The organism is [Zimmermannella] bifida NBRC 103089, from assembly GCF_001570925.1.
Lineage (GTDB): Bacteria > Actinomycetota > Actinomycetes > Actinomycetales > Microbacteriaceae > Gulosibacter > Gulosibacter bifidus.
The window spans coordinates 164,395-189,865 of record NZ_BCSP01000003.1 but is presented as its reverse complement, the minus strand read 5'-3'; the positions used below and the strand labels follow the sequence as shown (position 1 = coordinate 189,865).

General features: G+C 61.5%; 22 protein-coding genes and 1 tRNA gene. 10 read left to right on the top strand and 13 right to left on the bottom strand.

Annotation, left to right across the window (positions count from 1 at the left end; all coding sequences use genetic code 11):
* Positions 1-46: 46 nt before the first annotated feature.
* A complete protein-coding gene (gene phoU / locus ZBI01S_RS04200) occupies positions 47-697 on the top strand; it encodes a phosphate signaling complex protein PhoU (protein WP_066056788.1) in 651 nt (216 codons plus the stop codon).
* Positions 698-828: 131 nt separating this feature from the next.
* Here phoU and ZBI01S_RS04195 read toward each other — a convergent pair whose 3' ends face one another.
* The 8 genes from ZBI01S_RS04195 to ZBI01S_RS04160 form a co-directional block, all read right to left on the bottom strand.
* A complete protein-coding gene (locus ZBI01S_RS04195) occupies positions 829-1,578 on the bottom strand; it encodes a phosphoglyceromutase (protein ID WP_066056787.1) in 750 nt (249 codons plus the stop codon).
* Between the two features lie 75 nt (positions 1,579-1,653).
* The gene (locus tag ZBI01S_RS04190) at positions 1,654-2,262 is read right to left on the bottom strand and encodes a response regulator transcription factor (RefSeq protein ID WP_066056786.1); all 609 of its coding nucleotides are present in this window, start codon (positions 2,260-2,262) and stop codon (positions 1,654-1,656) included.
* Positions 2,259-3,380 carry a sensor histidine kinase gene (locus ZBI01S_RS04185; RefSeq protein WP_066056784.1) on the bottom strand — a complete coding sequence of 374 codons (1,122 nt, stop codon included), beginning with the start codon at positions 3,378-3,380 and terminating at the stop codon, positions 2,259-2,261. Before ZBI01S_RS04185 ends, ZBI01S_RS04190 begins: the two co-directional genes overlap by 4 nt.
* Before the next feature lie 102 nt (positions 3,381-3,482).
* Positions 3,483-4,259, bottom strand: coding sequence for an ABC transporter permease (locus ZBI01S_RS04180; protein ID WP_066056782.1), 777 nt, complete (start codon positions 4,257-4,259; stop codon positions 3,483-3,485).
* A 2-nt stretch (positions 4,260-4,261) separates the two neighbouring features.
* Positions 4,262-5,188, bottom strand: a complete 927-nt coding sequence (locus tag ZBI01S_RS04175) for an ABC transporter ATP-binding protein (RefSeq protein WP_066056780.1) — start codon at positions 5,186-5,188, stop codon at positions 4,262-4,264.
* 89 nt (positions 5,189-5,277) lie between these two features.
* On the bottom strand, positions 5,278-6,228 hold the full coding sequence (gene ygfZ, locus ZBI01S_RS04170) for a CAF17-like 4Fe-4S cluster assembly/insertion protein YgfZ (protein WP_066056778.1): 951 nt from the start codon (positions 6,226-6,228) through the stop codon (positions 5,278-5,280).
* Complete coding sequence (locus tag ZBI01S_RS04165) at positions 6,225-6,878, bottom strand: heme-binding beta-barrel domain-containing protein (RefSeq protein WP_066056776.1); 654 nt, start codon at positions 6,876-6,878, stop codon at positions 6,225-6,227. Before ZBI01S_RS04165 ends, ygfZ begins: the two co-directional genes overlap by 4 nt.
* A gap of 376 nt (positions 6,879-7,254) precedes the next feature.
* Positions 7,255-7,602, bottom strand: coding sequence for a hypothetical protein (locus ZBI01S_RS04160; protein WP_066056774.1), 348 nt, complete (start codon positions 7,600-7,602; stop codon positions 7,255-7,257).
* 36 nt (positions 7,603-7,638) lie between these two features.
* Between ZBI01S_RS04160 and mshD the strand changes: the two genes are divergently transcribed.
* The 7 genes from mshD (at position 7,639) to pstB (ending at position 16,198) form a co-directional block, all read left to right on the top strand.
* Positions 7,639-8,550 (top strand): mycothiol synthase, encoded by a 912-nt coding sequence (mshD, locus tag ZBI01S_RS04155; RefSeq protein ID WP_066056772.1) that lies wholly within the window; start codon positions 7,639-7,641, stop codon positions 8,548-8,550.
* A gap of 132 nt (positions 8,551-8,682) precedes the next feature.
* On the top strand, positions 8,683-10,797 hold the full coding sequence (locus ZBI01S_RS04150; protein ID WP_066056770.1) for an RNA degradosome polyphosphate kinase: 2,115 nt from the start codon (positions 8,683-8,685) through the stop codon (positions 10,795-10,797).
* A 105-nt stretch (positions 10,798-10,902) separates the two neighbouring features.
* On the top strand, positions 10,903-11,889 hold the full coding sequence (locus ZBI01S_RS04145; protein ID WP_083524492.1) for an NUDIX hydrolase: 987 nt from the start codon (positions 10,903-10,905) through the stop codon (positions 11,887-11,889).
* 127 nt (positions 11,890-12,016) lie between these two features.
* Positions 12,017-13,135, top strand: coding sequence for a phosphate ABC transporter substrate-binding protein PstS (gene pstS, locus ZBI01S_RS04140; RefSeq protein WP_066056766.1), 1,119 nt, complete (start codon positions 12,017-12,019; stop codon positions 13,133-13,135).
* 129 nt (positions 13,136-13,264) lie between these two features.
* Complete coding sequence (gene pstC / locus ZBI01S_RS04135; protein WP_066056764.1) at positions 13,265-14,224, top strand: phosphate ABC transporter permease subunit PstC; 960 nt, start codon at positions 13,265-13,267, stop codon at positions 14,222-14,224.
* Positions 14,225-14,235: 11 nt separating this feature from the next.
* Positions 14,236-15,387, top strand: a complete 1,152-nt coding sequence (pstA, locus tag ZBI01S_RS04130) for a phosphate ABC transporter permease PstA (protein WP_083524491.1) — start codon at positions 14,236-14,238, stop codon at positions 15,385-15,387.
* Between the two features lie 31 nt (positions 15,388-15,418).
* A complete protein-coding gene (pstB, locus tag ZBI01S_RS04125) occupies positions 15,419-16,198 on the top strand; it encodes a phosphate ABC transporter ATP-binding protein PstB (protein WP_066056759.1) in 780 nt (259 codons plus the stop codon).
* 495 nt (positions 16,199-16,693) lie between these two features.
* On the opposite strand, the gene ZBI01S_RS04120 is transcribed toward pstB, so the two are convergent.
* Entirely contained in the window at positions 16,694-17,293 is a 600-nt protein-coding gene (locus ZBI01S_RS04120) for a DNA-directed RNA polymerase subunit beta (protein WP_066056757.1), read from the bottom strand.
* Between the two features lie 98 nt (positions 17,294-17,391).
* On the opposite strand from ZBI01S_RS04120, the gene ZBI01S_RS04115 reads away from it, so the two are divergent.
* Positions 17,392-18,186: a hypothetical protein gene (locus ZBI01S_RS04115; RefSeq protein WP_159421380.1), complete on the top strand. Its 795-nt coding sequence runs from the start codon at positions 17,392-17,394 to the stop codon at positions 18,184-18,186.
* 12 nt (positions 18,187-18,198) lie between these two features.
* Positions 18,199-18,271 (top strand) — tRNA-Lys (locus ZBI01S_RS04110).
* A 244-nt stretch (positions 18,272-18,515) separates the two neighbouring features.
* On the opposite strand, the gene ZBI01S_RS04105 is transcribed toward ZBI01S_RS04110, so the two are convergent.
* The 4 genes from ZBI01S_RS04105 to drmA all read right to left on the bottom strand — a co-directional run bounded on the left by ZBI01S_RS04105 (position 18,516) and on the right by drmA (position 25,462).
* On the bottom strand, positions 18,516-18,845 hold the full coding sequence (locus ZBI01S_RS04105) for a hypothetical protein (protein WP_066056752.1): 330 nt from the start codon (positions 18,843-18,845) through the stop codon (positions 18,516-18,518).
* 110 nt (positions 18,846-18,955) lie between these two features.
* A complete protein-coding gene (drmC, locus tag ZBI01S_RS04100) occupies positions 18,956-19,741 on the bottom strand; it encodes a DISARM system phospholipase D-like protein DrmC (protein ID WP_066056749.1) in 786 nt (261 codons plus the stop codon).
* Between the two features lies 1 nt (position 19,742).
* Complete coding sequence (gene drmB, locus ZBI01S_RS04095) at positions 19,743-21,581, bottom strand: MrfA Zn-binding domain-containing protein (RefSeq protein WP_066056747.1); 1,839 nt, start codon at positions 21,579-21,581, stop codon at positions 19,743-19,745.
* Positions 21,578-25,462: a DISARM system helicase DrmA gene (drmA, locus tag ZBI01S_RS04090; protein WP_066056745.1), complete on the bottom strand. Its 3,885-nt coding sequence runs from the start codon at positions 25,460-25,462 to the stop codon at positions 21,578-21,580. The genes drmB and drmA overlap by 4 nt, the downstream gene beginning before the upstream one ends.
* Positions 25,463-25,471: the final 9 nt, after the last annotated feature.

Here is a 25,471-nt window from a genome sequence, read left to right as displayed (position 1 = left end):
AATGCGTAGTGTTCACCGTCTATAAGCTCCACCAGATAGGAATACGATGCGCGAAGTTTTTCAGCAAAACCTTGCCGAGGTCCAGCAGGGCCTCGTCGAAGCTGCGCAGCACGTCGTGTTCGCTATCGAGAACGCGGTAGCCGCACTTGACCACTCTGATGTCTCGCTCGCCGACCAGGTGATCTCTGGCGATCTGCTCATTGACGATCTCAGCGCCCGCATTGATGACCTCACGCTTGAGATTCTGCTGCTGCAGGCCCCGGTTGCGAACGACCTGCGTTTTATCGTCGACACGATGCGCATGAGCGCCTCGCTCGAACGCATGGGTGACCTCGCGGCACACATTGCGCAATTGGCACGGATGCGGTTCCCCGAGAGCGCCGGTGTTGAGGTCGTGCGCGAGCAACTGCTTGAGATGGGCCACCACGCTATCTCGCAGGCGAAGCGCGTCGAATCGCTGCTGCGCACCGAAGACCCGAAGTACATCGACGAAACCATCAACGGCGACGACGCTGTCGACGCGCTGCACAAGCAGGTGCTCGACACGCTCACCCGCCCGCAGGAGAATTTCTGGATTTCTTCGTCACAGGTTGTTGATGCCACGCTCGCAAACCGCTACCTCGAGCGGTTCTCGGACCACGCCGTCTCGATTGCCCGCCGCATCCACCGGAGCCTCGAAGACGAACCGGCGCAGTAGGCAACAGGCCGCAGGTCGTGCCGCAAGCGTGACCGAACGCATCCACAACACAAACAAACCGTGCCGGTAAGCATTTGCTCACCGGCACGGTTGTGGTTTCGACGCAGCTGCCCCAACGGGCAGCCACGCGACTACTTACCCTGGTTGGCTACGGCAGCAGCACCTGCTGCGGCAGCTTCGGGGTCGAGGTACTGAGCTGGTTCGACCGGGCGCAACGTCTGCGGGTCGAGCTTGTAGACCAGTGGAATACCCGTCGGGATGTTCAGACCAGCAATGTCGTCATCACTGATGCCGTCGAGGTGCTTGACCAGCGCGCGCAGCGAGTTACCGTGTGCGGCAACCATGACCGTCTTGCCCGCACGGAGGTCTTCGGTAATGTCCGATTCCCAGTACGGCAGCAGACGCTCGAGAACGAGCTTGAGCGCTTCGGTGCGAGGCATGTCGTCGCCGAGGTCAGCGTAGCGGGGGTCGCCGAACTGCGAGTACTCGTCGTCGTCAGCGAGCGCGGGCGGCGGTACGTCGTACGAGCGGCGCCAGATCATGAACTGTTCTTCGCCGAATTCGTCGCGAACCTGGGTCTTGTCCTTACCCTGCAGCGCGCCGTAGTGGCGTTCGTTGAGGCGCCAGTTTCGCTTGACCGGAATCCAGTTGAAGCCGGCTTCCTTGAGCGCGATGTTGGCAGTTTCGATCGCACGCGTAAGCAGCGAGGTGAAGAGGATGTCGGGCGCGAGGCCGGCTTCGCGGATCAGCTGACCGGCACGAACGGCTTCTGCACGTCCCTTGTCGGTGAGATCAACATCCACCCAACCGGTGAACAGGTTCTTTTCGTTCCATTGGCTTTGTCCGTGACGGACCAGGATGAGCGTGAGCGGTTCGTTCATACCTGTAAGCGTAGCGAACCAAGACGAATGATTTCCGCTAAGCGACGCCGGCCAATTCGTGCAGCCGAGCGGACGCTACAACCAGCCGCGCTCATCCGCGAGTCGTGCTGCATCCGCTCGGTTTCGCGCCCCGCACTTGCCGATGATCGCGGAAAGATGATTGCGCACGGTGCCTTCGCTCAGGTGGACCTCGGCAGCGATTTCGCGAACGGATGCACCGGTCGCGGCCACGCGCAGCACTTCGGTTTCGCGTTCGCTGAGCGGGCTCTCCCCCATCCCAATCGACTCGCTGGCGAGATTCGGGTCGATGACCCGCCGCCCCTCGTGCACGGCACGAATCGCGCGGGCAAGTTCGTCGGCCGGGGTGTCTTTGACGATGAATCCGCTTGCACCACCGGCAATCGCGCGACGCAGATATCCCGGGCGACCGAATGTGGTGACGATGAGCGAACGACACGGTAGCCCAGACTCACGCAACGCGGCCACGGCCTCGATGCCATTGCATCCGGGCATCTCGATATCGAGCAGTGCCACGTCGACCCGCTGTTCGCGCACGAGGTCCACCACGTTACTGCCGGTGCCCGTCTCGGCGACGACCTCGATGTCGGGCTCGAGCGAAAGCAGTGCCGCGAGCGCACCGCGCACGAGGTCTTGGTCGTCAGCAATGAGCAATCGAATCGTCATGCGAATCGCACCTCCAGTACGGTTCCGGATGCACCATGTTTCGCTCCGTCGGTTGTGTCACGTGTCCGCAGCATCAGGCTCGCCCCGGCGTCTTCGACGCGCCGTCGCAGTCCGGTGAGGCCGTGACCTTCACCGCCGCGCACGCCGACACCATTGTCGACAATCTTGAGGTGGTCTGGGGCAATGCAGATCTGCGCGGTCGATGCGCCCGAGTGCCGCACGAGGTTGGTGACGCCTTCGCGCAGTGCCCACGCCATGAGCGCGCGCCGCTCAACGGGTACGGCATCGGCACGGCCGATGATCTCGTAGTCGATTTCGGCGGTCTCGAGCATGGTGCGCACGGATTGCACTTGGCTGCTGAGGTCGGGAGTGCGCAGGCGCCCGACGGTGCCGCGAACTTCATCGAGGGATGCGCCGGTCAGTTGCAGGAGTTCGTCGAGTTCTTGTTTGGCACGCGCTGGGTCGGCGTCGACCAGGCGGCTCGCAAGCTGGGCTTTGAGCGAAATCGCGGTGAGTGAGTGTCCGAGGAGGTCGTGAATGTCCCGGGAAATCTCATCGCGTTCCTGCACGGTGGCGAGTTCTCGCTGCATATTTTCAAACGCAATGCTGCGTTCCGAAATCAGGCGCGACAGGATCATCAGCAAGAGCGCGATATACACCCCCGACATGGAGAGCATCTGCTGGAAGCCATCGGCTGGTCCCAACGGTACGACGACGACCAGCATGGACACGGCAACAACGATGGCAGCCCAGATTTTTGCCCGGCGCATTGGGGATGACCACAGGCCGATGGCGAGGACGTATGGCGAATAGGACACCACGCGGATCTCGAGCGACGGAATCGTAACCAGCGAAATCGCTACGAGTGCGCCCGCCCACGTGAGCAGCTGCGGCCAGGGTGCCCGGTGCCCGAGCCGTTCCGCGCCGGCGACATACGTCACGGCGAACACGGCGGTAGCCGCATAGGCCGCGATGTCCCATGCCATGCCAGCGGTCGAATACGACGCCACCAGCAGGATGGGGATCGCGAGGAATACCAGCCAGATCGCGGTGAACCAGCGCTGTTCAAACGGATTGGCGACGCCAGCGTCACCCGCGGTGGTGTCGGGGTTCTGCATGGCGTCGCCTCTCTGCTTATTTCGCTGCATCTGGCCAGGTTGATCGCGGTGCTAGAGCTGTGGTCGAGTGGATGCGGTTGCCGCCGCCCCGTTCTCGACAGCCTATCGGCGCGCGGTGCCGCGACGCGTACCGACGTACGCGGCGATAGCGAACACGGCAACCCACACAACAACGTTCACAATTGGTTGCCACAGCGCGTATTCCGTCAGGTTTCCCTGACTGTCTGACACCACGCCTTCCAGGAGTGGCCACTGCGCGAGCTGCATGATGCCCCATACCGGCGTGTAGACCGAGAAGTCTTGCAGGAACCCAGAGAGCGGTACGAACGCGTTACCAAGGAACATCAGGATGACGATCATGCCGGATGCGGCACTCACGGCCCCCTCGCTGCGGAACCACAGGCCGATGGCCAGCCCGTACAGGGCAAACACCGACGATGCAGCCACGATAATAAGGCCGGCAGTAACCCAAACCCACGGTTGCATGCGTGCTGAGGTGAGCATCCCGGCACCATAGACACCGAGCACCGGCAGCACCGCAAGTGCCAGCGCCACGATGGTCTTGCCGGCGACGAAGCTACCGCTCGAGAACGGTGTGAGGGCGAGCTGTCGACCCCAACCCTGTTGCATTTCGAGTGCCGCAGATCCGGCCAGTCCTGCCGTGGCGGTAATGGCACCGTATGCGGCGAAGGCGATGGCGACCGAGCCCGAAATATTGCCACGGCCGTTGGGAAGCTCGAAGGTGGCGAACTCTTGCATACCGCCAAAGATGAGGTACAGCGCGATTGGCAGCACCACCATGAAGAAAACGCTGCTGAACATGCGCAGCTGGCGGCGAAGTTCAATGTTGACGTAGGTGGGAAGTGCGTGCGTGCTCATGGCTAGTTCGCTTCCTGCGTTGCCGAGGCAGCGCTGACGAGGTGGCTAAAGGCTTGGTCGAGGCTTGCGGCCGAGATTTGCAGGTCGTGGGCGCTGGTTTGTGTCAGCAGGTGGCGGGCGAACGCGTCGGAGTCAGCCACACTGAAGGTAATGCGGTCGCCGTCGCGCGCGATGAGTTGGTGTGCCGGCAGCGCAGCCAACGCGCCTGCATTCGCATCCGGCAGCACTGCTTCAACGTGACGCTGCCCACCGAGGTCACGGATCTCTGCAACGCTGCCATCGGCGATGCACTTACCGCTGTTCATCAACACGATGCGATCGGCGAACTGCTCGGCTTCTTGCAGGTAGTGGGTGGCGAAGATGATCGTCTGCCCGCCGTGCGCGTTGTCTCGCATGGTGTCCCAGAAGTCGGCGCGAGCGTTGACGTCCATACCGGCGGTGGGCTCGTCGAGGATGAGCACCTCGGGCTTTGGCAGAAGCGCGAGCGCGAAGCGAATTCGCTGCTGTTCACCGCCCGAGCACTTCGAGATTTGCCGGTGCGCGATCCCGGTGATGTTGGCCTTTTCCATGGCCTCGATGACCGGCATAGCGTCGTCGTACATGCTGGCAATCATGCGTACGGTTTCTTCGACGCGCATGTCGCCGAGCAGGCCACCGGTCTGCAGTACGGCCGAGATCTTGCCGGCCTGCACGGCTTGGCGGGGCGAACCGCCAAGCACCTTGCACGAGCTGGTGCTGTCGGAAGGTTGGGTCAACCCAAGAACGATGTCGAGCGTGGTGGTCTTGCCGGCACCGTTGGCGCCAAGCAGCGCAACGATTTCACCGCGTTCAATCGTGAGGTCAAGCCCGTCGACGGCACGAACTTCGGTGCCGTTCGGCGAGCGGAAGTGCTTGTGAAGGTTTCGGATTTCAATGGCTGCCGTGCTCATGTTGTAAGCATCGCAATGGGGCGCGTTCCCGCGCTCTACAATCCGTCACGACATTTGCATGACGTTTGTCATGCATCCCGCACCCGTTCTCAGCGACGCGGCGGCAATTGCACGGTACGGCCAGCGTCGGGCGACACAATCACGGTCTGCGATGCCGTAATCGGCGCATCGGCGTCATCAACACAGAGCACCGCGCCCGGGTTGGTGGTGCGCTTCAACAGTGCCAGTGCGATGGGGCCGTCTTCGTAGTGCATCGCGGCCGAGGTGATGCGACCAACCGGTTTGCCCTCGGGTTCCAGGCGCACGAGCGCTCCGGATGCGGGCACGAAGCCATCAAGATGCAAGAAAGCTAGGCGACGCGGCGGGTGGCCAAGGTTGTGGACTTTGGCCACTGTCTCTTGACCGCGATAGCAGCCCTTGTTCAGGTGCACGGCACTGCGCAATAGGTCAAGTTCATGCGGCAGCGCACGGTCATCGACTTCGGTGCTGAACTGTGGCCGCCAGGCGGCGATGCGCAACGGTGTAAGTGTTGCAGCGTCCAGTGCATCTGCGGGCGGGGTGTCAACCAGGTGCAGCGTCAGCGGGTACGCCGCTCCCCCGTAGGGTTGCGAGGCGTAGCTCAACCCCGTCGCTTCGGCCCACGGATCGCGCCACGAAACTGACGCGCCGAACTGCGTGGCAGCATCCGCCGCATCCGCAAATGAACCAACGACCTGCCCCGACAACGCAGCGATTTCTACGCGCATCATGAACCGCATCCGGTTGAACCAATCGCCCAGCGCGGTCGCGGTTTCGCTGAACAGCACCGCGCGATCACCGTCGTCGATCATTCCGAACTGGTGCTCGATGCGTCCCTGCGGCGAGAGCACGAGGTTTTCGACCGACTCGCCCGCAGGCAGGTTTGCGACGTGCTGGGTGGTGAGCGAGTGGATGAGCTTCAACCGGTCTGGCCCGCTAATCGCAACGGCGCCAATATTTGGCAGCAATACGGATGCGGCCCCGTTCGCAAGCGCCCGCTGCTGAGCGAGTGGCGTGGTCATACGCGATCCAATTGTGCCGATGCGTGCGTGGCGAGTTCTTGATCGAGGGCAGCAATGTCCCAAGCCCAGAACATCCGGTTGTTGACGAGCCCGTAGATGCGGGTGGCCGAGCGGTAGTCGCGGGCGCCGGCCGTTCGCAAGACGCCGTCGGTGGCGAGGTCGATGCGCGGGCCGCGCACCATGCCGTAATAGACCTCGCTGACACCGGTCGGATGCGCCAGGGTCACTTCGAGATCGAAACCGTTGTCACTGTTGCGCAAGGCTTCGACGTCGTCGACGTTATTGACGCTCGGTGCCGCAGATGGCGGCAGCATGCCCGGGCCGACGTCACCATCGGTGCGCGAACGAGCCAGACGCCAAAAGCCCGATTCTGAGGTGAGCGGAGTTTCTTCGAGGGTGGGGACCGCAGCCGGCTCCGCATCGTCGCCTTCGGTCTCGCTGGGCCCCTGCGGTTCGCCGAGGAGCCACACCTGCGAGTGGTACTCGAGGAACGGCCCGCCGTTGTGGCGGAATTCGACGCGCTGGCGGAAAGCGTGCTCGCGCAGTTCGTCACCGACTTTGTATTCGACCATTCCCAGGCCTTCCCAGGTGCCGATCACCCAGGTGAGTGGCACGAGTTCGGCGGGCAGGTCGACCGGTAGTTCCATCATGCGGGGTCCCCCAATGTTCCAGCGATTTGGGTGTTCAAGCGTTGTAGATGTTCGAACACGTTACAGCCAGGTGGTCGAGCCAACAGTAATGAGCTAGTCGAGGTGCGGGATCCGCAGCAACTCGGCTAGCTCACTGGCTGTTCACACAACGGGCCGTGTTTGCTTGGCCAGTTGGCACGTACTGGTTAGCTCTGGCCCTTGAACAGACGACGCAGAACGACGGTGCCAACACCGAGGATGCCGACCATTGCGCCACCGAGCAGGCCCATGAAGAGAATCTCAAAGAACAGTTCCATGCCTCGATCTTAGCGCGTCCGCTTCGGCTTGGGGCGCAGGCGTTGCGCCGCCGCTACCTATTCGGCAGGCAGGGATCGAACTAGACGAGCACCCAGGATTGAGCACCCCGCAGCATGAAGATAACGGTGCCGATCGCCAAGATAATCGCGGCCCCGGCCAAGCTCAGCGCGAACCGGTGAATGTAGCCGGCGGGCCGCCCGTCGAGCAACTGCAGTAGGCCGGTGATCAGCACGAGCATCATCATGGCAATGGACACCCAGGTCAGTTGCCGTGCAGGCCCGGCAACAAAGCCGATCGCGAGCACCATGACCAGTGCGGCGAGCCACACCAATCCGATCCGGATCCGACTCAGGTGGCGTACACGCACCAGTTCAGGCGCAGCGGTCTCGGGGACAGCTGCGTCTTGGGGCTCTGGCGCGGTGGTCATTCCACCAGTTTAGGCGCCGCTACCTAAACTGGCGATATGGACGTTCGTGAACTGCCAATTGCTGCATCGCTCGCCGCTGAGGTGGCCGCGCTATCGGCTGCCTGCGCAGCGGTTGACGGCACCGAACCGTTCAATGAGGCAAGTCGGTTGGCGTTGGATGCTCGCCACGCGTTCGCGGTGCGGGATGCGGCCGGCACGTTGGCCGGGCTGGCGCTGTGTGCGCAACCAACGGCATCCACCGACACGATCGAGATCGAATTTGCCGTACATCCCGACCACCGCCGCCGAGGCCACGGCCGCGCGCTGCTCGACGCGCTGCGGCAGCTAGGCCCGGCCACGCCCGTGTTCTGGGCACACGGCAATTTGCCTGGCGCACAGGCGCTTGCCGCGGGGTCGGATGCGGTGGCAATCCGCACGCTCTACATACTGTCGCGACCGGTGCAGGACGCTGACCGCATGGCGCTGCGCGAGGTGCACGCACCGGCCGGGGTCCGCATCCGCACCTTTAACCCGGAACGCGATGCTGATGCCTGGGTTGCGAGCAACGCCAAGATCTTTGCGTCGCACCCGGAACAGGGGAAGCTAACCCGAGCCGATTTGGATGCGCGGATGCAGCAACCTTGGTTCGACGCGGAACACTTTTTTATTGCCGAGGCGATCACGTCCGATGCTGACGCTTTGGAGAGTAACGCGGCTGCTCCCCTGCTCGGCTATTGCTGGTGCAAGATCACTGCGGACGAAGCAGAAATCTACGTGCTCGGCACCGACCCGGCTGCCAGCGGCCGTGGCATCGGCAGTGCGCTGATGCGTGCCGGCCTCGCGAAGATTGCTGAATTGGGATTCGCCGAATCGCTCCTCTACGTCGACGGCGAAAACACACGTGCGGTCGACTTGTATCGCAACCTCGGCTACTCCGAGCGCTTCGTCGACGTGCAGTACCGCTGCTAACTAGGCCACGCGATTCACACGTAATGACACGATGCTGGAACCAACCAGGCCACAACAAACCCCTGCAGGTTCTCGGGCACTTTCACCGTGATTTTCAGGACACCGTTTACCCCGAATTGAAAGGATGCTGGCATGGATAACTCTCCCGTTGGCAGCGACGAACGCGCCGAATACAGCCGCTATATTGACCGCGAGATGAGCTGGCTCGCATTCAACCAGCGAGTGCTGGAGCTCGGCGAGGCCAGCGATGTGCCACTGCTTGAGCGCGCCAACTTCTTGGCGATCTTCCCGTCGAATCTTGACGAGTGGTTCATGGTTCGTGTCGCCGGTTTGAAGCGCCGCATCGACCTCGGCCTTGCCGTGCCAACTCCTGCTGGTGTGCCGCCACGCAAGGAACTTGCGCAGATCCGTAATCGCGCCCGCGAACTGCAGATCCGCCACGCTGAACACTTCCGTGACGAGGTGCGCCCCAAGCTTGCCGAAGAAGGCATCCACATCCTCGGTTGGGATGACCTCGGTCACGAGCAGCAGGCGCGTCTGAGCGAGATTTTCACCAACGACATCTTCCCGGTGCTGATGCCGCTCGCCGTTGACCCGGCGCACCCCTTCCCCTATATTTCGGGTCTTTCGCTCAACCTCTCGGTGCGCGTGCGCAACCCCGAGGCAAGCAAGACCGACTTTGCGCGCCTGAAGGTGCCGCCAATGCTGCCGCGCCTCTACCCGCTCGACGCACCCGACGGCGAGCACTGGTACATCCTGCTCGAAGATCTCATTGCCCAGCACCTCGACCTGCTGTTCCCGGGCATGGAGGTTATCGACCACCACGCCTTCCGCGTGACGCGAAACGAAGACGTCACCATCGAAGAAGACGAGACCGAGAACCTGCTGCAGGCGCTTGAGAAAGAGCTGCTGCGCCGCCGTTTCGGCCCACCGATTCGCCTCGAGGTCTCCGAGGACATGGACGATGAGACGCTCGAACTCCTCAAGGACGAGCTCGACATCACCGACGACGAGGTGACCGTCCTCAGCGGCCCGCTCGACCTCACCGCACTGTTCGCGCTCGGCGGCGTAAACCGCCCCGAGCTCAAGTACGAAACGCACGTACCGACCACGCATCCGGCATTCCGCATGTCGGATGCGAATGAAGAGCCGGACATGTTCGCCGCGATCGCGCAGCGTGACATCCTGGTGCACCACCCGTACGAGTCGTTCTCGACCAGTGTCGTGAAGTTCATCGAGAAGGCTGCGGCCGACCCAGATGTGCTCGCTATCAAGCAGACGCTGTACCGCACCTCGGGTGACTCGCCGATTATTGCGGCGCTGATTAAGGCGGCCGAATCGGGTAAGCAGGTGCTGGCCCTGGTAGAGATCAAGGCCCGCTTCGACGAGCAAAACAACATCGTTTGGGCTCGCAAGCTCGAAAAGGCCGGCGTACACGTGGTCTATGGCCTGGTTGGCCTCAAGACGCACTGCAAGCTGCTGCAGGTCATCCGCCGCGAAGAGCACCGACTGCGCATCTACAACCACATCGGTACCGGTAACTACAACCCCAAGACTTCGCGCATCTACGAAGACTTCGGTCTGTTCACCGTGAACGAAGATGTCTCGGGCGACCTCACCCGCTTGTTCAACCAGCTTTCGGGTTACGCCATTGAACGTGATTTCAAGCGCCTGCTGGTGGCACCACTGCACCTGCGCAAGGGCTTGACCGACCTGATCGAGAACGAGCGACAGGCGGCCCTGCGCGGCGAAGCCAGCCGCATCCGCATCAAAGTGAACTCGATGGTTGATGAACAGCTCATCGACGCCCTCTATGCCGCAAGCCAGGCTGGTGTACCGGTCGACATTTGGGTGCGCGGTATCTGCAGCCTGCGCCCGGGAGTCCCCGGACTCAGCGAGACGATTCGCGTGCGTTCGGTAGTCGGCCGCTACCTCGAGCACTCGCGTATCTTTAGCTTCCACAACGGTGGCGACGCGCAGATCTACATCGGCTCGGCCGACATGATGCACCGCAACCTCGACCGCCGCATCGAAGCGCTCGTGCGCCTCACCGACCCGACACACATTGAAAACATGCACAAGCTCTTTGACCTCGGCATGTCCGACGAGTCCTCAACCTGGCACCTGCAGGCGAACGGCGAGTGGTTCCGTCGCCACACCGATGAGCATGGCAAGCCGCTCGTGGATGTGCACAACACCGTGATGCAGCTGGTTGCAGCGCGCCCAACGCTGCACGCACTGCGCTAATTCGTCGTGGCCGGTCCCCCAATGTTGCGGTGGACCGGCCACGAATGATTTCCTCGAAACCACGCACTTTTCTGAGCTGGCTCACACCAGCCCCAACACAACTTCATGCTTCACCCCAACGAATACGGCGGATACACCATGCAGACCACGCAGCACGACGACTTTCAAGAAACCGTTTATGCGGCAGGTGCGATCGTTTGGCGCATGGATGGGGACAAGCCGCGGGTGCTCATCATCCACCGCGAACGACACAACGATTACTCGTTCCCCAAGGGCAAGGTCGACCCCGGCGAGACCCTGCCCGAGACGGCAGCCCGAGAAATCTGGGAGGAAACCGGCCTGAAGGTATCGCTCGGCGCGCCAATCGGTATCGCCGAATACGAACTCCCCAGTGGCCGCCCCAAAGAGGTGCACTACTGGGCTGCCGAGGTGAGCGCTGAGCAGTTCGCTAACTACCACTTCGAGCCCAACGAAGAAGTTGGTTCGATCAAGTGGATGTCGATCAGTAAAGCCGGAAAGGCACTGACATACGCGCGCGATGCGGAGTTCCTCGAAATCCTCGAAGAACGCATCGCGAGCAATACGGCCCGCACGTTCGCCTTGATGGCACTGCGTCACGCACAGGCGACACCGGCGATCGGCTGGCCGGGCAATGATGAGTCACGCCCGCTCACGTCGCGCGGGCAGGCCCAGGCCATGCAGGTCGCACCAATGCTGCAGGCGTACGCGCCTGCTCGACTCATTTCATCCACCGCGGTTCGCTGTTTGTCGACGCTCGGACCACTGGCAGATGCGACCGCCCTCACGCCAGAAATCACCGAATCGATCTCGCAGAATCTCTCGCTCGGCTGGTCGGCCGTTGCCGACACCGTTTCGGAGGTGCTCGATGCGGGTGTATCCACCGTGTTGTGCAGCCACTCGCCAATGATTCCGCCAATTCTGGATGCGGTGAGCAACCGTTGCGAGATCGGCGATTCGTCGCTGACACGGCTCGGGATGCTCGCCACTGCCGAATTCGTCGCACTGCATATTGCCAAGACTCCAGCCGGCCTACAGCTAGTTGCGACCGAGGCGCACGGACCACAAATCTAACCATTCAGCAGCGTTAACTTCCCGTTCACTTCCACGCTTTCGTTACGTCACTACAAGCGCATACGTTCAGGTCGAACCCAGAAATCGTCTGGTTCGGAATTACGACGTTTCTTACGGAGGAAACTCAATGAAGCTTTCGCGCGTTGGCACTTCGGTTGCCATGACCGCAATCGCCGCTCTCACCCTCGTTGGCTGTGCAGCTGGCGGCGAGCAGGGCGGCAACGAGGGCGGCTCGGACCTGCCTAAGTACAGCCCAGCAGAGCAGCTCGAGGGTAAGCTCAGCGCCACCGGCGCTAGCTCGCAGGAGAAGGCACAGGTTGCTTGGCTCGCAGACTACGCAGGCCTGCAGGCTGGCGTAGACGTTAAGTACGAGGCAACCGGTTCGGGTACCGGCCGTGACAACTTCGTTGCGGGCACCTCGAACTTCATTGGCTCGGACCGTGCATTCAAGGCTGAAGAGCTCAAGGAAAACAAGTTCGCAGTCTGCAAGGACGGCACCGACCTCGTTGAGATCCCTGTCTACATCTCGCCGATCGCTATTGCGTACAACCTCCCTGAGGTTGAGGCACTGAACCTCGACGCTGACACCATCGCGAAGATCTTCGACGGCAAGATCGAGAAGTGGAACGACCCAGCTATTGCTGCTCTGAACGAGGGCGTTGAACTTCCTGACACCAAGATCACCCCGGTTCACCGCGGTGACGACTCGGGTACCACCGAGAACTTCATGGACTACCTCTCGGAGGTCGCACCGGACTCGTGGAAGTACGAAGCTGACAAGGTTTGGCCGAAGGAAATCAAGGGCGGCGAAGCTGCTGACCAGACCGCTGGTGTAGCTGCTGCAATCGAAGGCGGCGAAGGAACCATCGGTTACCTCGACGCATCGGCCGCTGGCGAACTGCAGACCGCTGCAGTGAAGTCGGGCGAAGAGTTCGTTGAGTACACCCCTGAAGCTGCTGCTGCAATCGTTGAAAACTCGAAGCTTGAAGAAGGCCGCGCTGCGACCGACCTCGCTTACGAGCTCAACTTCGAAGGTGGTAACGGCGGTTACCCGATCGTTCTCGTTTCGTACCTGATCGGTTGCGCTGAGTACCAGGACGCTGAGACCGGCAAGCTGGTTAAGGACTACTTCTCGTACGTAATCTCGCCTGCTGCTCAGGCACTGGCAGCTGAGAAGGCTGGCTCGGCCCCGATCTCGGATGGTATCCGTGAGAAGGCTCAGGCTGCTGTCGACGCAATCAAGTAAGGCGAATCCTGTTCAGGATCTCGCTTAGGTAGGTGCCCGGTGCCGTGCATTGTCACGGTGCCGGGCATCCTGCCGTTTAGTAACTCGAACTATCAACTTGCCTAATACGTTGCAAGGAAGGCACCCCCAATGACCAGTACCGAAACAGCGGCGACCACCGCTACTCCTTCGGCTACTAAAGTTCGTCGCCCAGGCGACATCATCTTTAAGACCATCTCGACCACCTCTGGCGCGCTGATTCTGGCAATTCTTGCCGCAGTGTTCACCTTCCTTCTGGTGCAGGGTCTGCCAGCCGTGGTACAGCCACTCCAAGAAACTGACGACAACCTCCGTGCTGACGCAGGCAACTTCTTTGGCTACGTCGGGCCACTCGTATTCGGTACGCTCTGGTCGTCGTTCTTGGCTATGCTCATGGCTTTCCCTATCGGCATCGGTGTCGCGCTGTTCATCAGCCACTTCACCAACCGTCGCTACTCGGGCATCATGGGCTTCGTCATCGACATGCTCGCTGCCGTACCTTCGGTTGTCTTCGGCCTTTGGGGCATCCTGATTCTCGCGCCGATCATGGGACCGCTGTACGAGTGGCTCGGTGAGCACATGGCTTGGATCCCGCTGTTTGCTGGCGGCGCAACCCCGACCGGTAAGAACCTGATGACCGCATCCATCGTGCTGGCCATCATGATCCTGCCGATCATTACCTCGCTCAGCCGTGAAATCTTCTTGCAGACCCCGCGACTGCACGAAGAAGCTTCGCTCGCACTTGGCGCGACCAAGTGGGAAATGGTGCAGCAGTCGGTCTTCCCCTACGCCCGCTCGGGTATGTTCGCCTCGGGCATCCTCGCCCTCGGCCGCGCGCTCGGTGAAACGATGGCGGTAACCATGGTGCTCGCAGCGAGCGGCGCGGTGAACTTCCGTCTGCTCACTTCCGAGAACCCGACCACGATCGCCGCGTCTATCGCCAAAAAGTTCCCAGAAGCTAACGGCATGGACACGCAGACCCTTATCGCTGGTGGTCTGGTGCTGTTCGCGATTACCCTTGCCGTCAACTCGCTCGGCCGCTGGATCATCGCCCGCGGCTCGCAGAAGTAGGAGCATCCATCATGACTACAACTACTCCTTCAGCTGCTCCCGCATCCGTGAAGCCCAAGAAGAACCGTCTCGCTGCCGGTCACCTTTCGGGTCTCCAGGTCGCCATGGTCGGTCTCGGTGCGCTCATCATCTCGACGCTGATCTTCGGTGCACTCTGGATGTCGAGCGGTGACGAGCTCTACACGGTCACGAAGAAGACCGGCAAGCTCACCATGAACTTCAACTGGGGTGCCTGGCTCGTTGTTGCCGGAATCCTCTACCTGGTTGGTATCTGGATTGTTTCGTCGGCGGTCGAAGGCGTTCGCCAGGCCAAGAACCGACTCGTTACCGGATTCCTCACCGTGGCGTTCCTGATGGCGATGATTCCGCTGGCCTCGCTGATCTTCACGCTTGTTGTTGAAGGTCTGCCCGGTATCAGTAAGGCATCGTTCTTCCTCAACGACTCGCGCCGCGACCCGAACGCCTTCGGTGGTGCACACGCCATCGTCGGTACGCTCTGGATCACCGGTATCACCACGCTCATGGCAGTGCCGATCGGTATCTTCACGGCGATCTACCTCGTCGAGTACGGCAAGGGCAACCGCCTCTCGCGTGCGCTCAACTTCTTCGTCGACGTGATGACGGGTATCCCGTCGATCGTTGCCGGTCTGTTCGCGTTCACGCTGTTCATGCTGATCACGAAGAGCACCGGTGGTGACCTCACCCAGATCAAGAACGGTTTCGTTGGCGCAATCGCGCTGCTCGTCCTCATGATCCCGACGGTGGTTCGTTCGGCAGAAGAAATGATTCGTCTGGTTCCGAACGAGCTTCGCGAAGCCTCGTACGCACTCGGTGTACCCAAGTGGCGCACGATTGCCAAGGTGGTTATCCCAACCTGCCTCGGTGGTCTGGTGACCGGTGTGCTCCTCGCAATCGCACGCGTTATCGGTGAAACCGCCCCGCTGCTGGTTGCAGCCGGCTACTTCGGTGGTATGAACACCAACCCGATGAGCGGTTCGATGGCTTCGCTGCCGGTATTTGTGTACCAGCAGTGGAAGTTCCACGACGTCGATGCCACCCAGCTCTCGTGGGCCGGTGCGCTCGTGCTGCTATTCATCGTTATGGCGCTGAACATCATCGGTCGCGTCGTTCGCCACTACTTCTCGCCCAAGGGCAACCGCTAACTAGCGCCAACGTTTTACGAAGGATTTTCAAATGTCGAAGCGTATTGAAATCAAGAACCTGGACATCTACTACGACAAGTTCAAGGCTGTCGAAGACGTCAACATGGTCATCGAGCCAAAGAGCGTTACCGCGTTCATCGGCCCATCGGGTTGCGGTAAGTCGACCGTACTTCGCACCCTGAACCGTATGCACGAAGTCATCCCCAAGGCGTGGGTTGACGGTGAAGTGCTGCTCGACGGCGACGACCTGTACGGTCAGGGTGTTGACCCGGTCAACGTTCGCCGCCAGGTGGGCATGGTGTTCCAGCGTCCGAACCCGTTCCCGACCATGTCGATCAAGGAAAACGTCCTTGCCGGTGTGCGTCTGAACAACCGCCGCATCAGCAACAAGGACGCCGCTGAGCTCGTCGAGAAGTCGCTGCGCGGCGCCAACCTCTGGAACGAGGTCAAGGACCGTCTCGACGCACCTGGTGGTGGCCTCTCGGGTGGTCAGCAGCAGCGTCTGTGCATCGCTCGCGCTATCGCCGTCAAGCCTGACGTGCTGCTCATGGACGAGCCCTGCTCGGCTCTTGACCCGATCTCAACCCTCGCAATTGAGGACCTCATCCACGAGCTCAAGACCGAGTACACGATCGTCATCGTGACCCACAACATGCAGCAGGCAACGCGTGTCTCGGACCGCACCGGCTTCTTCAACATCGCCGGTACCGGTAAGCCGGGCAAGCTCATCGAGTTCGATGACACCCGCAACATCTTCGAGAACCCGCAGAACAAGCAGACTCAGGACTACGTCACCGGTCGATTCGGCTAAACCCGATCACTCGACGCAGCTCTTGCAGCTGGTTTAGGTGGGGCAGGCAACTTCGGTTGTCTGCCCCACTTGCGTTTCCGGAACGTGTCCGACCATTGACAGGCTCGCTTGACGCTGGCAGGGCTCGACAGTCTGGGACTTGTGGCCCACTTTGCACGGTATGCCTGGCAAATGACGTGCAAAGTCGGCCACAACTCGGGAGCACAACGCAAGTTAAGGCCGAAACCGCACAGCTGTCACCGCGTCCGAGATACGCGGGAAAACAATAAACGCCGGACCGCAGAACGCCTCTCGGCGAAAGGCCGCTCGAAGCGGCAAAATGATGGAGCCCGGGGTTACTGCGGCCCGGCGGAGTCAAGTTTGCTGGATGCGGCGGCTCACCGCAAGCAAAGACCGCAGATTTCTCGTTCGCGAGCGGCGGACGTGCACGATTTGTGGACGCAACTCACCGCATCCGTGCCGACCGAAACGCGCGGGCTAGTCGAGTGCACCGGGCTAGTCGAGTGCACCGTGTCGCCACAGGCGCGCACTTGCCGCAAGGTCGCGCGCGAACTCGAGGTACCGAGCTGAGCGCAGGGTAAAGGCGCCGGCGCGTACCGGCGCAACGGCATCGTCATCATCCGCGAGCGCATTCGCACCCATCGACATGACCGCCGCAAACGCTGCCGCGCGATCAAGTGCATCCGCAAAATCACCGGTAAACGCGCCGCGCAGAATCGTCGTGGTGAGATTCAGGATCTCGGTCGGTCCGGTGGGTTCGACCGCACCGGCAACGATGCGGCTGATGGAGTGGTCGATGCTGGCGCCCCGGCGGTAGGTGTAGCTCGCACCCTCGGGATTCTGCGCGACGGCCATGTGGATGAGGTACAGGCGCCACAGCGATCCGGGCAGGGTTTGTGCGGATGCCGGGGCCCAAAGCTGCACGAGGTCGTCGATACCGTGCTGGTTGGCGTAGTTGATGGTGCGTTCCACGACTTCGGGGTCAGCGCTCTTACGCACGCGGTCGAGCAGCGCCTGTGCGGTGTCGTGCGCCACTCGATTCGTGGTGGCGGGGTCGTCGGCGCCGATGAATGCTTCAAACGCTTCGATTGGCATGCGGACCGGTCGATGGAATCGTTCCAAGTGTGGTGCCCCTTTCTCATTCCCAGTCTGCCAAGTCGGTGCGGCGGCGTATACCTGGTTACGCTTGCAGCATGGCTTTGCGCAGTAATTCCACGTCTTCATCCGACACCGGGGCAGAATCCCGAGGTTCGGGATCCGCGCCGTTGGGCACTCAGGTCAGCTCGCGAGTGCTGCCAGAGGCGTCCGAGAAGCGTGTGACCGCGGCGATCGTCGGCATCGCACTGCTGGTGGTGATGGTACTGCCGTGGTGGATTGCAACCTATCCCCTGCTCGAGAAGACCCCGGCGCTCGCCGGTTGGCAGATGCTGTTCGTTGGTTTGGGTATCGGTGAGCTGCCCGCGCTGACAGGCTTCAACGGGTTTGGGAACTTCCTGTTTGGCGGATTGCCCGCGCTGACCACGCTGGTGCTTGCCGGGTTGTGGCTGACGCGCTGGTTCGCACCGCGCGCGATTCCAGGCCGCACGGTTGGTGTCTGGGCAGTGTTCACGCTGTTCTGCCAGCTGTGGCTGTTGGTACTTGGCTGGGCGCGGTTGAACGCGACGATGGGTGCGCATCCCGCAACGTTTGGGCTGCTGGCGGCGATGATGCTGACGCTGTTTTCGGCAGTGGCGCTGTTTGGTTGGTGGCGCCGCGGCGAGAAGGTGCTGTGGCCGTCGCGTGGCCGGTTCAAGGTGCCCGGTGATGAGGCGGATGCTGCTGATAATGCGGATTCGATCTTCGACGAGTCGGCCTGGGCTGACGACGCCGATCGTGCCGAGCAGGATGCGGATTTGTCGCTGGCTGCGGATGTTTCCGATGAAGATTCAAGCGTTTCGGGCGCCGCTGATTCGGATGATGTGTCGAGCGCGGGTGAAACTTCCCGTTAGACTGTCTGCTGCGGGCCTATAGCTCAGCTGGCAGAGCAGTGGACTTTTAATCCATGGGTCGCGGGTTCGAGCCCCGCTGGGCCCACATGCAGAAACGGCGCTCCCGAATGGGGGTGCCGTTTCTGCATATGACCTGTGCTGGCGAGAACCCCTTGGTGGGCCCCTAACCGTCGAGGCTCCACGGATCGCGCAGCGATCTGTGGAGAATGGTTAGGGAGTCGAGCCCCGCTGGGCCCACCAAAGCGTCGTTGTTCAAACCGCCGACATCAGCGGTTTGAGGTCCAGATTCCGCGGTCCGCTCAGTGAAGCGGACCGCGCGGGTCTGGACTTCAGGGTTGAAGAACGAGTTGAACGGTTCCCCCTGGCTCGCCAACGATGCCGTCCTCAGGTAGCACGATGAGCTTGTCGAAGATGGCTTGGTTGGCGATTCGCCGCAGTGAGTCGTCGATGCTCATGTAGATGGCGTGGCAGCCACCTACGAGCACGAGGCAGTCGTCGATGTGGGCTTGGGCTTGCTCGTACTCAATGTCTCCGGCCTCGATTTGTGCTTCGAGGAACGCGATGCGTCGGGCGATTCGCTCCTGCTCTTCGCCGATCAGATCGAGCGGGATCGCTCCGGCGTAGCGGGCTTGTAGTAGCTTCTTCCGCTCGGCCAGCAACTCATCGCGTTCGTGCTGGTACGCCTGACGTTCGTGGCGAGCGGTGGCGTGAAGGCGGTCGAACTCGGCCGTGATGAGTTCCCGCAGAGCGCTGATGATGTGCGGAGCGACTAAATGGCGGGCCGGATCGGCTCTAGTACCTTAGTCACGATCAGTGCCTCAAGATGATCGTGCAGCTCTTCAGGAATGTTCCCGCCCGTGACGAGAACCCCAAGCTCCATGTTGCGCTCCATAGCCGCAGACGTGAGATTCGCGCTAGTGATGAAAGCGACCCGTCCGTCGGCGACGGCGCATTTCGCATGGACTACACCGGGATACTGGTCTGCGGCACCCTTCTCGTGAGCCGACCATGCAAACAACCGGGCCGACGGAACCAACTTCCGCATCGCCTCCGCCGAGTCGTGATCGACCTTCCCACCATGTGCGGTCGAGGACTCAAGCAGAACGTCGATCTGGACCCCGCGTTCGGCTGCCTCGGTCAACGCCTTACCAATCGACTGCACCTGGTACGCCACGAAACTGACAATGAAAAGACGCCGTTGTGCTGCGTTGATGACTTCGAGGAGCACCTGCTCGGTGTGCCGGACTGGCACCTGGCCTGAAGACGGCCCTGTCCAAGTGAGTTCCACAGAACCGCGTCGCTGCTGCTCGACGGCCGTTGCTGATGCCCCTCGAAGTGCGGTCGCCACGTCCCGGGGCGACATTGAGTCCGCGCCGTGCCAGGCCTGACCAAACTTGGTGATGAGGGCCTTGTCGGCGTTCGGTCCGAAGGCAGGGCGAGCCAGCGTGAACTGCTCCACTGATCCGAGTCCTTCGATCTTGGAGGCAACTACACGAACGCGGTCAGGGTGGAGTTCCAATCCCAGTTCCGCGACAACGGCAAGCAGCTCGTCCACGTCAGGCACTGCCCTTATGGAACAGGCAGGCCTGATCGTCCCTCAGGGTAGGGATCACGAGGGCTCGGTCGAGGTAGCGATTGCCGCGTTCGCACGAAGTCTCTGAGACGAACGTGCACGAATGGCAAGCGGCCGCATGGAGCGAGCGGTCCTTGCTCGGATCGTGCTCAGAACAGAGAGGGTCTGACGAGCAGATAGAGGCTCGTTCGAGCGCTTGGTCGAGTAGCCGACCGAGGAAGTCTGGCTTGCCGAGGTCAACGAGGCCTCCGAGGGTACCGTCCGAGTCCGCAGCCGCCGTGTAAAGCAGGATGCCAGCCATGGGAGCGTCGGGGTCCGAACTCGCGTAGACGCGCTCTCGGATGCTTGCGGCGTTGTATCCACACTCAAGCGCGAGTTCGCGAACGAGGAGATGCGCGAGCGTGTGGAGCACGGTGTACCGGCTCGAGGGAAAGCCAACGTCGGGCTTCAGATGTCGAGCATTCCGCCAGCCCTGATGGCCGACGAATAGAGTCTTGTTACGGTCGGCTACGTGCGCATTCTGCTCCCACGACTCGATGACGGACTCATTGAACTCAATGAAGATTCCTTCGCCATGCACTTCACTGGCCAGCACCCACTCCGTCGTGCCTCGCGTGAGCGCGGCCATTGGTGGGCGTTCATCAGGATCGCTCGTTTCCTCGGGCGCTTCGACTCGGGTGTATCCAATGAGTGCGTTGACTTCTCGGAGCCGTTCGAGCAGAAGCACGCGCTTGACCTGAGTGTCATACCCAACGGGTGGAGCAACGGTTGTGCTCATGAAGTGGGGCCAGTCGCTCGGTGGACTATTTGAGGTCAATACCTCCCACTCCGGACCTTTGACCTCGCCTTCTGAAACGACCTCAATGCCTTTTCCGGTCTTACGCTGTTCAATCGCGTTCCAGATGCTCGGGACATCCCACTTGTCGATTCCGGGCACTGCAGTGGTTCGGATCAGGGTCTTGACAATACCTCTGAGCTCGGCTTCGTCCTCCACGTCCGCGAAGTGCTCCCAACCATCAAGGACCAGTTGGCTCAGTTGGTTCTTTTCTAGCGGGATGGCAAGCACAGAGAGAGTGACGGGGAACCAACTGTTGGTCGCACCGAGCAGGATCGTGAGTGGTTCCTGGGTGCACTCCTCGTACGAGTCAAGGTGGGGATGCCGCCCCCGGCACGCAGGGAGATTGTCCGCGGCGCCCTTCCCGAATGCGTGGACGAGCGAGCGAGCGTTATCGCAGGTATCACACTTCACCCAAAGGTTCTCAGTTTGCAGAGACGCGCCCCGCTCGAAGAAGCGGAACGTGCCCTTGCAGTCCGATCCACCGTGGATAAACCAGTCCCACGGAAAGTCGTCCAGGTGCCCGTTACGGCATGCAAGGAGGAAGCGAGCGGGCACGGCGTCCGCGTGCTTCCCCTTGTCGCAGTTCGTGTGCAGGAAGTGGGTTCGCTCTGGCCGGTACGGAAAACTCTTGATGTCGAACAGGCCCGAATCATACTCGGCGAGAAGTCCACACTTGATGCAACGCAGCCACCGCGGGAACGGACTGACCGGGACGCCAACACGGCCCTCGGCAGAGAACGGGTCAGGGCGATCCTCCTGGAGGAACGGAGGGATGCGGAGCCGCTGCACCTGCGGACCGAGGACGCGCTTGACCTCGGCGAGCAGCCTGGCCTCTTCGACTGGAGGACACCGGTTGGGGTCCCACTTGTTGAGCCCCATCGTGACCACAGACAGGTTCGGTAGATCAACGATAGAACCAGGTCCGTAGGCCCACAGGAGCTGGCTCGGACGGACCTGTCCGACGACGTGGTTGTTCGTACTCATGCGGCTCCTCCATCACTAGGTCGGGGGCGTGGTTTCCAAGGAGGAGCGTCAGCGGAGCGTCTTGACGCGTCCATGACGAGTTGGACACCTGGTTCTACCTCCCGCATGGACATCGGGACAGTGAACTCATCCCACGCCTGGGTGCCAGGCTTTCGCAACAACCCGACTACATCTCCCTGCCGGCGCTCAGTCTCGTAGCCGAGACGGCGCCCACCCATTTTGGCTTCCCTCGCCCAACGGTCCGTCCGGTCACGGGCCATCCCGAGAACGAGATCACGCGCGGCCTTGTCTTTGGCTTTCCATGCCCGTTCCGAGACGGCTTCGATCGCCTGGGTTGCTTCTGGACCCGAGGTCTTGTCCATTAGCTGGGCACCGAAATTCGGGTTCAGAGAGTCGTTTCCAAGACGCATAAGGCTGACCATGGCGCCCGTCAGGGCACGATCGAGTGCCCTGGGGGCGAACGGTGTGACAGATTGAGCTTCGACGTGCTTGTAGAACGTCGAGTGATAGTGCTCGAACGTCTCGTAGTGTGAAAGGTCGCGCGGCCTGCTCCAGGTGAGGACCGTGACAACGAGACCGGGGAACGAGCGCCCGACGCGGCTCGTAGCCTGGATGTACTCAGCGGTGTTCTTCGGCTGTCCATTCACGACCATGAGGCCGAGACGGTTCACATCAACACCAACCGACAGCATGTTGGTGGCAAGAACGATGTCGTAGGCGCGGACCTCTCCGGACTCCCACTTCTCCTTGAACGGCAACTCCAGCCGGTCGAGCTTCTGCGGAATCTCCTTGCTCGTCACTCTTGAGGTCAGCTCATCCACCTGGTTTACCGAGCGTTGTGTCAGGCCCGGACGGCTCACGTCGCTCATCTCGACCCGATATGCACGGGTCTGCACATCATCCTCGGCCAGGCGTCTCATACCGCCGAGCTCACGTAGCGAGTTGAAGTAGCCGACGAGGGTCATGTAGGGGTCTGCCGCAGCACCGAAGTCTTGGAAAAGAGTCTTCGCGGCAGTGAGCACTGCGACGTACACACGGATGAGCACCGCAGGCCGGGAGCTCCCCGGTGAGCAGATTCCAAGGTAAAGCCTACCGGGCCGGTCTTCTGTGGAGCGCTGCACCGAGAAGAAGTTGTCCTCGACATCCAACCCGTGTGGCGGGAAGATCGCCACTTGGCGTAGGAACACGTTATTGACCTGCTCCTCAGCCTTTCGGACGGTGGCGGTCGAGGCGATGACTTTCGGCCGGACCTTCTTCTCGTCCAGGCTCCAGGTGCAAAGTTCATCAACGGCCGTCTCGTAGACGCCAACCATCGTTCCGAGTGGTCCGCTGATGAGGTGGAACTCGTCCTGAATTATGAGGTCAGGTGGCCGGAGCGGTGAGATCGCCTTCACCCTGGTCGCGGGCTTGCCCCGCTCAGCCTTGTGGTTGCCTTGGCAAGGACTCCCGGGCCAGAGTAGGCCATGACGCGGACATTCCAACGTGGCGGAACCAAACAGTGTCCGCGTTTGTCCGCGCCACGCCATCATCGCGAACTTATCGACGGTGGCGATCAGCATCGACGGTGGACGACGATAAATCTCCTCATCCACCACAACGACTGGGAGTCCAAGCTCGGGGTATTGGGCTTTGGAAAAATCGCACCGGCCGTACTTGTCGCTGCAATAGATGAAGGTCTGGCCAGCGCCAGGATACTTCTCGACAGTGATATCTCGGCCTGGGTTAATTGCAGAACCGCACCAGGGACAGCTGGTCAACTGCGCGGGCGTTGAGCCTGTGTCGTGGCGGTTGTCGCGCTCCTTCTCAATCGCGTCGTGGCTGTCTTCTGTTCGGTTCGGCGTCACCTTCCCGCCAACCCAGAGGCCCAGAGTGAAGGGCTCCGATCCCCAGGTATCGGGGTCTTGTTTGCGGAGCACTTCCATTGCACAGATGAGGGTGGATGCTCGTTGGAACTGCTGCAGGGTGAGCAGGCGCAGCGTGTAGCGCATGATGACGGCAAGCCCGCGCGTGGCATCGAAGCCTCCAAGCGTTCCTTGGAGGCGCCGGATCGACATGGCGAAGGCCGCGACACCAAGGTACGCCTCGGTCTTTCCACCACCGGTTGGGAACCAGAGCAAGTCGGCGTATGCGGCCAGTGGTTCTATCCGGTCCGCGTGCTCGGGGTCTGCCAACGCTGGGACAGATAGGAGCAGGAAAGCCAATTGGAAAGGATGCCACGTACGGTTCGCAGGGATGTTCAGCTCGTCGACCGTTACCGCGTCGCCTTGGCGACGTTTGCGAGCGTAGATGCCGCGAACACGCTGTTGCGCCATAGCGCGGTTGGCGAAGCGGAACGCCGACATGGCATCCGTGTTCAGGCGCAGCGTCGAGGTGCCTTCCTTGAGCCGTTCGAGGATGAGCTCGCAGCGCTCCATAGCTTCCTGAGCTTGGGGGTTATAACCCTCGTGTGCTACCCCGATGGCAGCGCGATTCTCTGAAATCCAGTCCCCATAGTCTCCTGTGAGGGCAGTGAGTGCCGCTAGAAGTTCGTCGTCGGACAGTTCCGCAGGATCAGCCAGCTTCTCCATGTCAAGCGAGCCTTGCGTCCTCAACTCGCGTAGCGCAGCGCGGTCGGCAGGGTCGGCCCCAGGGGCCTCGGTGATCTGGATTTCCTGATCGGGGATGACCGCCGTCCGCACTTCTGTCGCCAGTTCAGGGTCGGACCGACTAACCACCGCATGCACCGAGGTTCCGTGACCGGTTGCGAACTCAACGCGTCTTCTGTAGATCATCTCCAGCGACAACCGTTCTTCGTCGTGCTGCTCCACATCAAGCAACGGCCGACGGCGGAAGATAGCGCCGCCGGCGTCGTCTCGTACAACTATCTCCGGCTGGAAGACCCAGGCTTGGTCACGGTTCTGATGCGGCTCGGTCTGCCCGTTGACGAGAAACAGCGTCACCAGGCGGTCGCCTTGGCCGACCGCCTGGCTGACGCTGCCTTGGAGGCGAACCTCGGGGACTTCGGTGTCGAGGGTGCATGGCGTGAGCGGGCCTTCACTCAGCGTGAGCGTGACCTTGCCACCAGCGGGAATTCGCTTCCAGCAACGCTTCCCCGACTCTGCCGACTTGCTTCGTTCGTAGCGGCCCCACGACACCGTGACTTCGACAGATTGCTGGTCCTCCGGAACGCAGAACGTCAGTCCCATGGACGACGGAACCAATGACTGGCTCTCTGAGGCGTTGACCTCTGGTTCGTCGTCTTCCTCGGCCGGACTCGTGGCCGGTACGGAATCGCGGCTGATGTGTGCCTCGTTCCCGTAGACGCGGAGATCAGCAGGCGTGTCGCCATCGGTGATCTCTTCCTCAGCGAACTCTGAGTTCTGTGGCGCGTTGTGCGCAGGGTCCAGAGGCGCGAGCTTTCCCACCAGGTACCGGTCGCGCACGCTCATGCCCACGATCTCTTCGTGCGGCCCGTTCGCGGGCCCCAGGAGATCGTCGACGACAGCGAGGCGGAGGAGTTCTCGCACATAGGCTTGCTCCTCTTTCGTCTTTCCGGGCAGCGCAGGTAACGCGTCGAATCGCTTTCCCGTCAGCTCCGCTGCTGCGGCCTCGAATGCGTCCCATTCAAGTCGGATTGAAGCCCCCGTGGGAACCGTGGGCAGGTCCAGATTCTCGAGCGGTACCGGCCGAACAGCACGAGCGAGCGTGTCCAGATAAACGGTGGTGCCGCCATCCGTCTCCCTTGTCCGATAAACCCGCCCGACGGCCACAGCCAGTCCATTGACGGCGAACAACAGTCCGTCACCTTTGTGCGCCTTGGCGCCGAAGTCGCTCGCCCCAATGCTCACAGCGAATCTCTCACGATGCGTGAGATCGCCAGCTATCGCCCATGCATTTGACATCGAAACTTC

What these genes read in the sequence shown, in the direction of transcription:
- phoU (WP_066056788.1), top strand. Translation starts at nt 47, where the DNA reads ATGCGCGAAGTTTTTCAGCAAAACCTTGCCGAGGTCCAGCAGGGCCTC.
- ZBI01S_RS04195 (WP_066056787.1), bottom strand. Translation starts at nt 1,578, where the DNA reads ATGAACGAACCGCTCACGCTCATCCTGGTCCGTCACGGACAAAGCCAA.
- ZBI01S_RS04190 (WP_066056786.1), bottom strand. Translation starts at nt 2,262, where the DNA reads ATGACGATTCGATTGCTCATTGCTGACGACCAAGACCTCGTGCGCGGT.
- ZBI01S_RS04185 (WP_066056784.1), bottom strand. Translation starts at nt 3,380, where the DNA reads ATGCAGAACCCCGACACCACCGCGGGTGACGCTGGCGTCGCCAATCCG.
- ZBI01S_RS04180 (WP_066056782.1), bottom strand. Translation starts at nt 4,259, where the DNA reads ATGAGCACGCACGCACTTCCCACCTACGTCAACATTGAACTTCGCCGC.
- ZBI01S_RS04175 (WP_066056780.1), bottom strand. Translation starts at nt 5,188, where the DNA reads ATGAGCACGGCAGCCATTGAAATCCGAAACCTTCACAAGCACTTCCGC.
- ygfZ (WP_066056778.1), bottom strand. Translation starts at nt 6,228, where the DNA reads ATGACCACGCCACTCGCTCAGCAGCGGGCGCTTGCGAACGGGGCCGCA.
- ZBI01S_RS04165 (WP_066056776.1), bottom strand. Translation starts at nt 6,878, where the DNA reads ATGATGGAACTACCGGTCGACCTGCCCGCCGAACTCGTGCCACTCACC.
- ZBI01S_RS04160 (WP_066056774.1), bottom strand. Translation starts at nt 7,602, where the DNA reads ATGACCACCGCGCCAGAGCCCCAAGACGCAGCTGTCCCCGAGACCGCT.
- mshD (WP_066056772.1), top strand. Translation starts at nt 7,639, where the DNA reads ATGGACGTTCGTGAACTGCCAATTGCTGCATCGCTCGCCGCTGAGGTG.
- ZBI01S_RS04150 (WP_066056770.1), top strand. Translation starts at nt 8,683, where the DNA reads ATGGATAACTCTCCCGTTGGCAGCGACGAACGCGCCGAATACAGCCGC.
- ZBI01S_RS04145 (WP_083524492.1), top strand. Translation starts at nt 10,903, where the DNA reads ATGCTTCACCCCAACGAATACGGCGGATACACCATGCAGACCACGCAG.
- pstS (WP_066056766.1), top strand. Translation starts at nt 12,017, where the DNA reads ATGAAGCTTTCGCGCGTTGGCACTTCGGTTGCCATGACCGCAATCGCC.
- pstC (WP_066056764.1), top strand. Translation starts at nt 13,265, where the DNA reads ATGACCAGTACCGAAACAGCGGCGACCACCGCTACTCCTTCGGCTACT.
- pstA (WP_083524491.1), top strand. Translation starts at nt 14,236, where the DNA reads ATGACTACAACTACTCCTTCAGCTGCTCCCGCATCCGTGAAGCCCAAG.
- pstB (WP_066056759.1), top strand. Translation starts at nt 15,419, where the DNA reads ATGTCGAAGCGTATTGAAATCAAGAACCTGGACATCTACTACGACAAG.
- ZBI01S_RS04120 (WP_066056757.1), bottom strand. Translation starts at nt 17,293, where the DNA reads ATGCCAATCGAAGCGTTTGAAGCATTCATCGGCGCCGACGACCCCGCC.
- ZBI01S_RS04115 (WP_159421380.1), top strand. Translation starts at nt 17,392, where the DNA reads ATGGCTTTGCGCAGTAATTCCACGTCTTCATCCGACACCGGGGCAGAA.
- drmB (WP_066056747.1), bottom strand. Translation starts at nt 21,581, where the DNA reads ATGAGTACGAACAACCACGTCGTCGGACAGGTCCGTCCGAGCCAGCTC.
- drmA (WP_066056745.1), bottom strand. Translation starts at nt 25,462, where the DNA reads ATGTCAAATGCATGGGCGATAGCTGGCGATCTCACGCATCGTGAGAGA.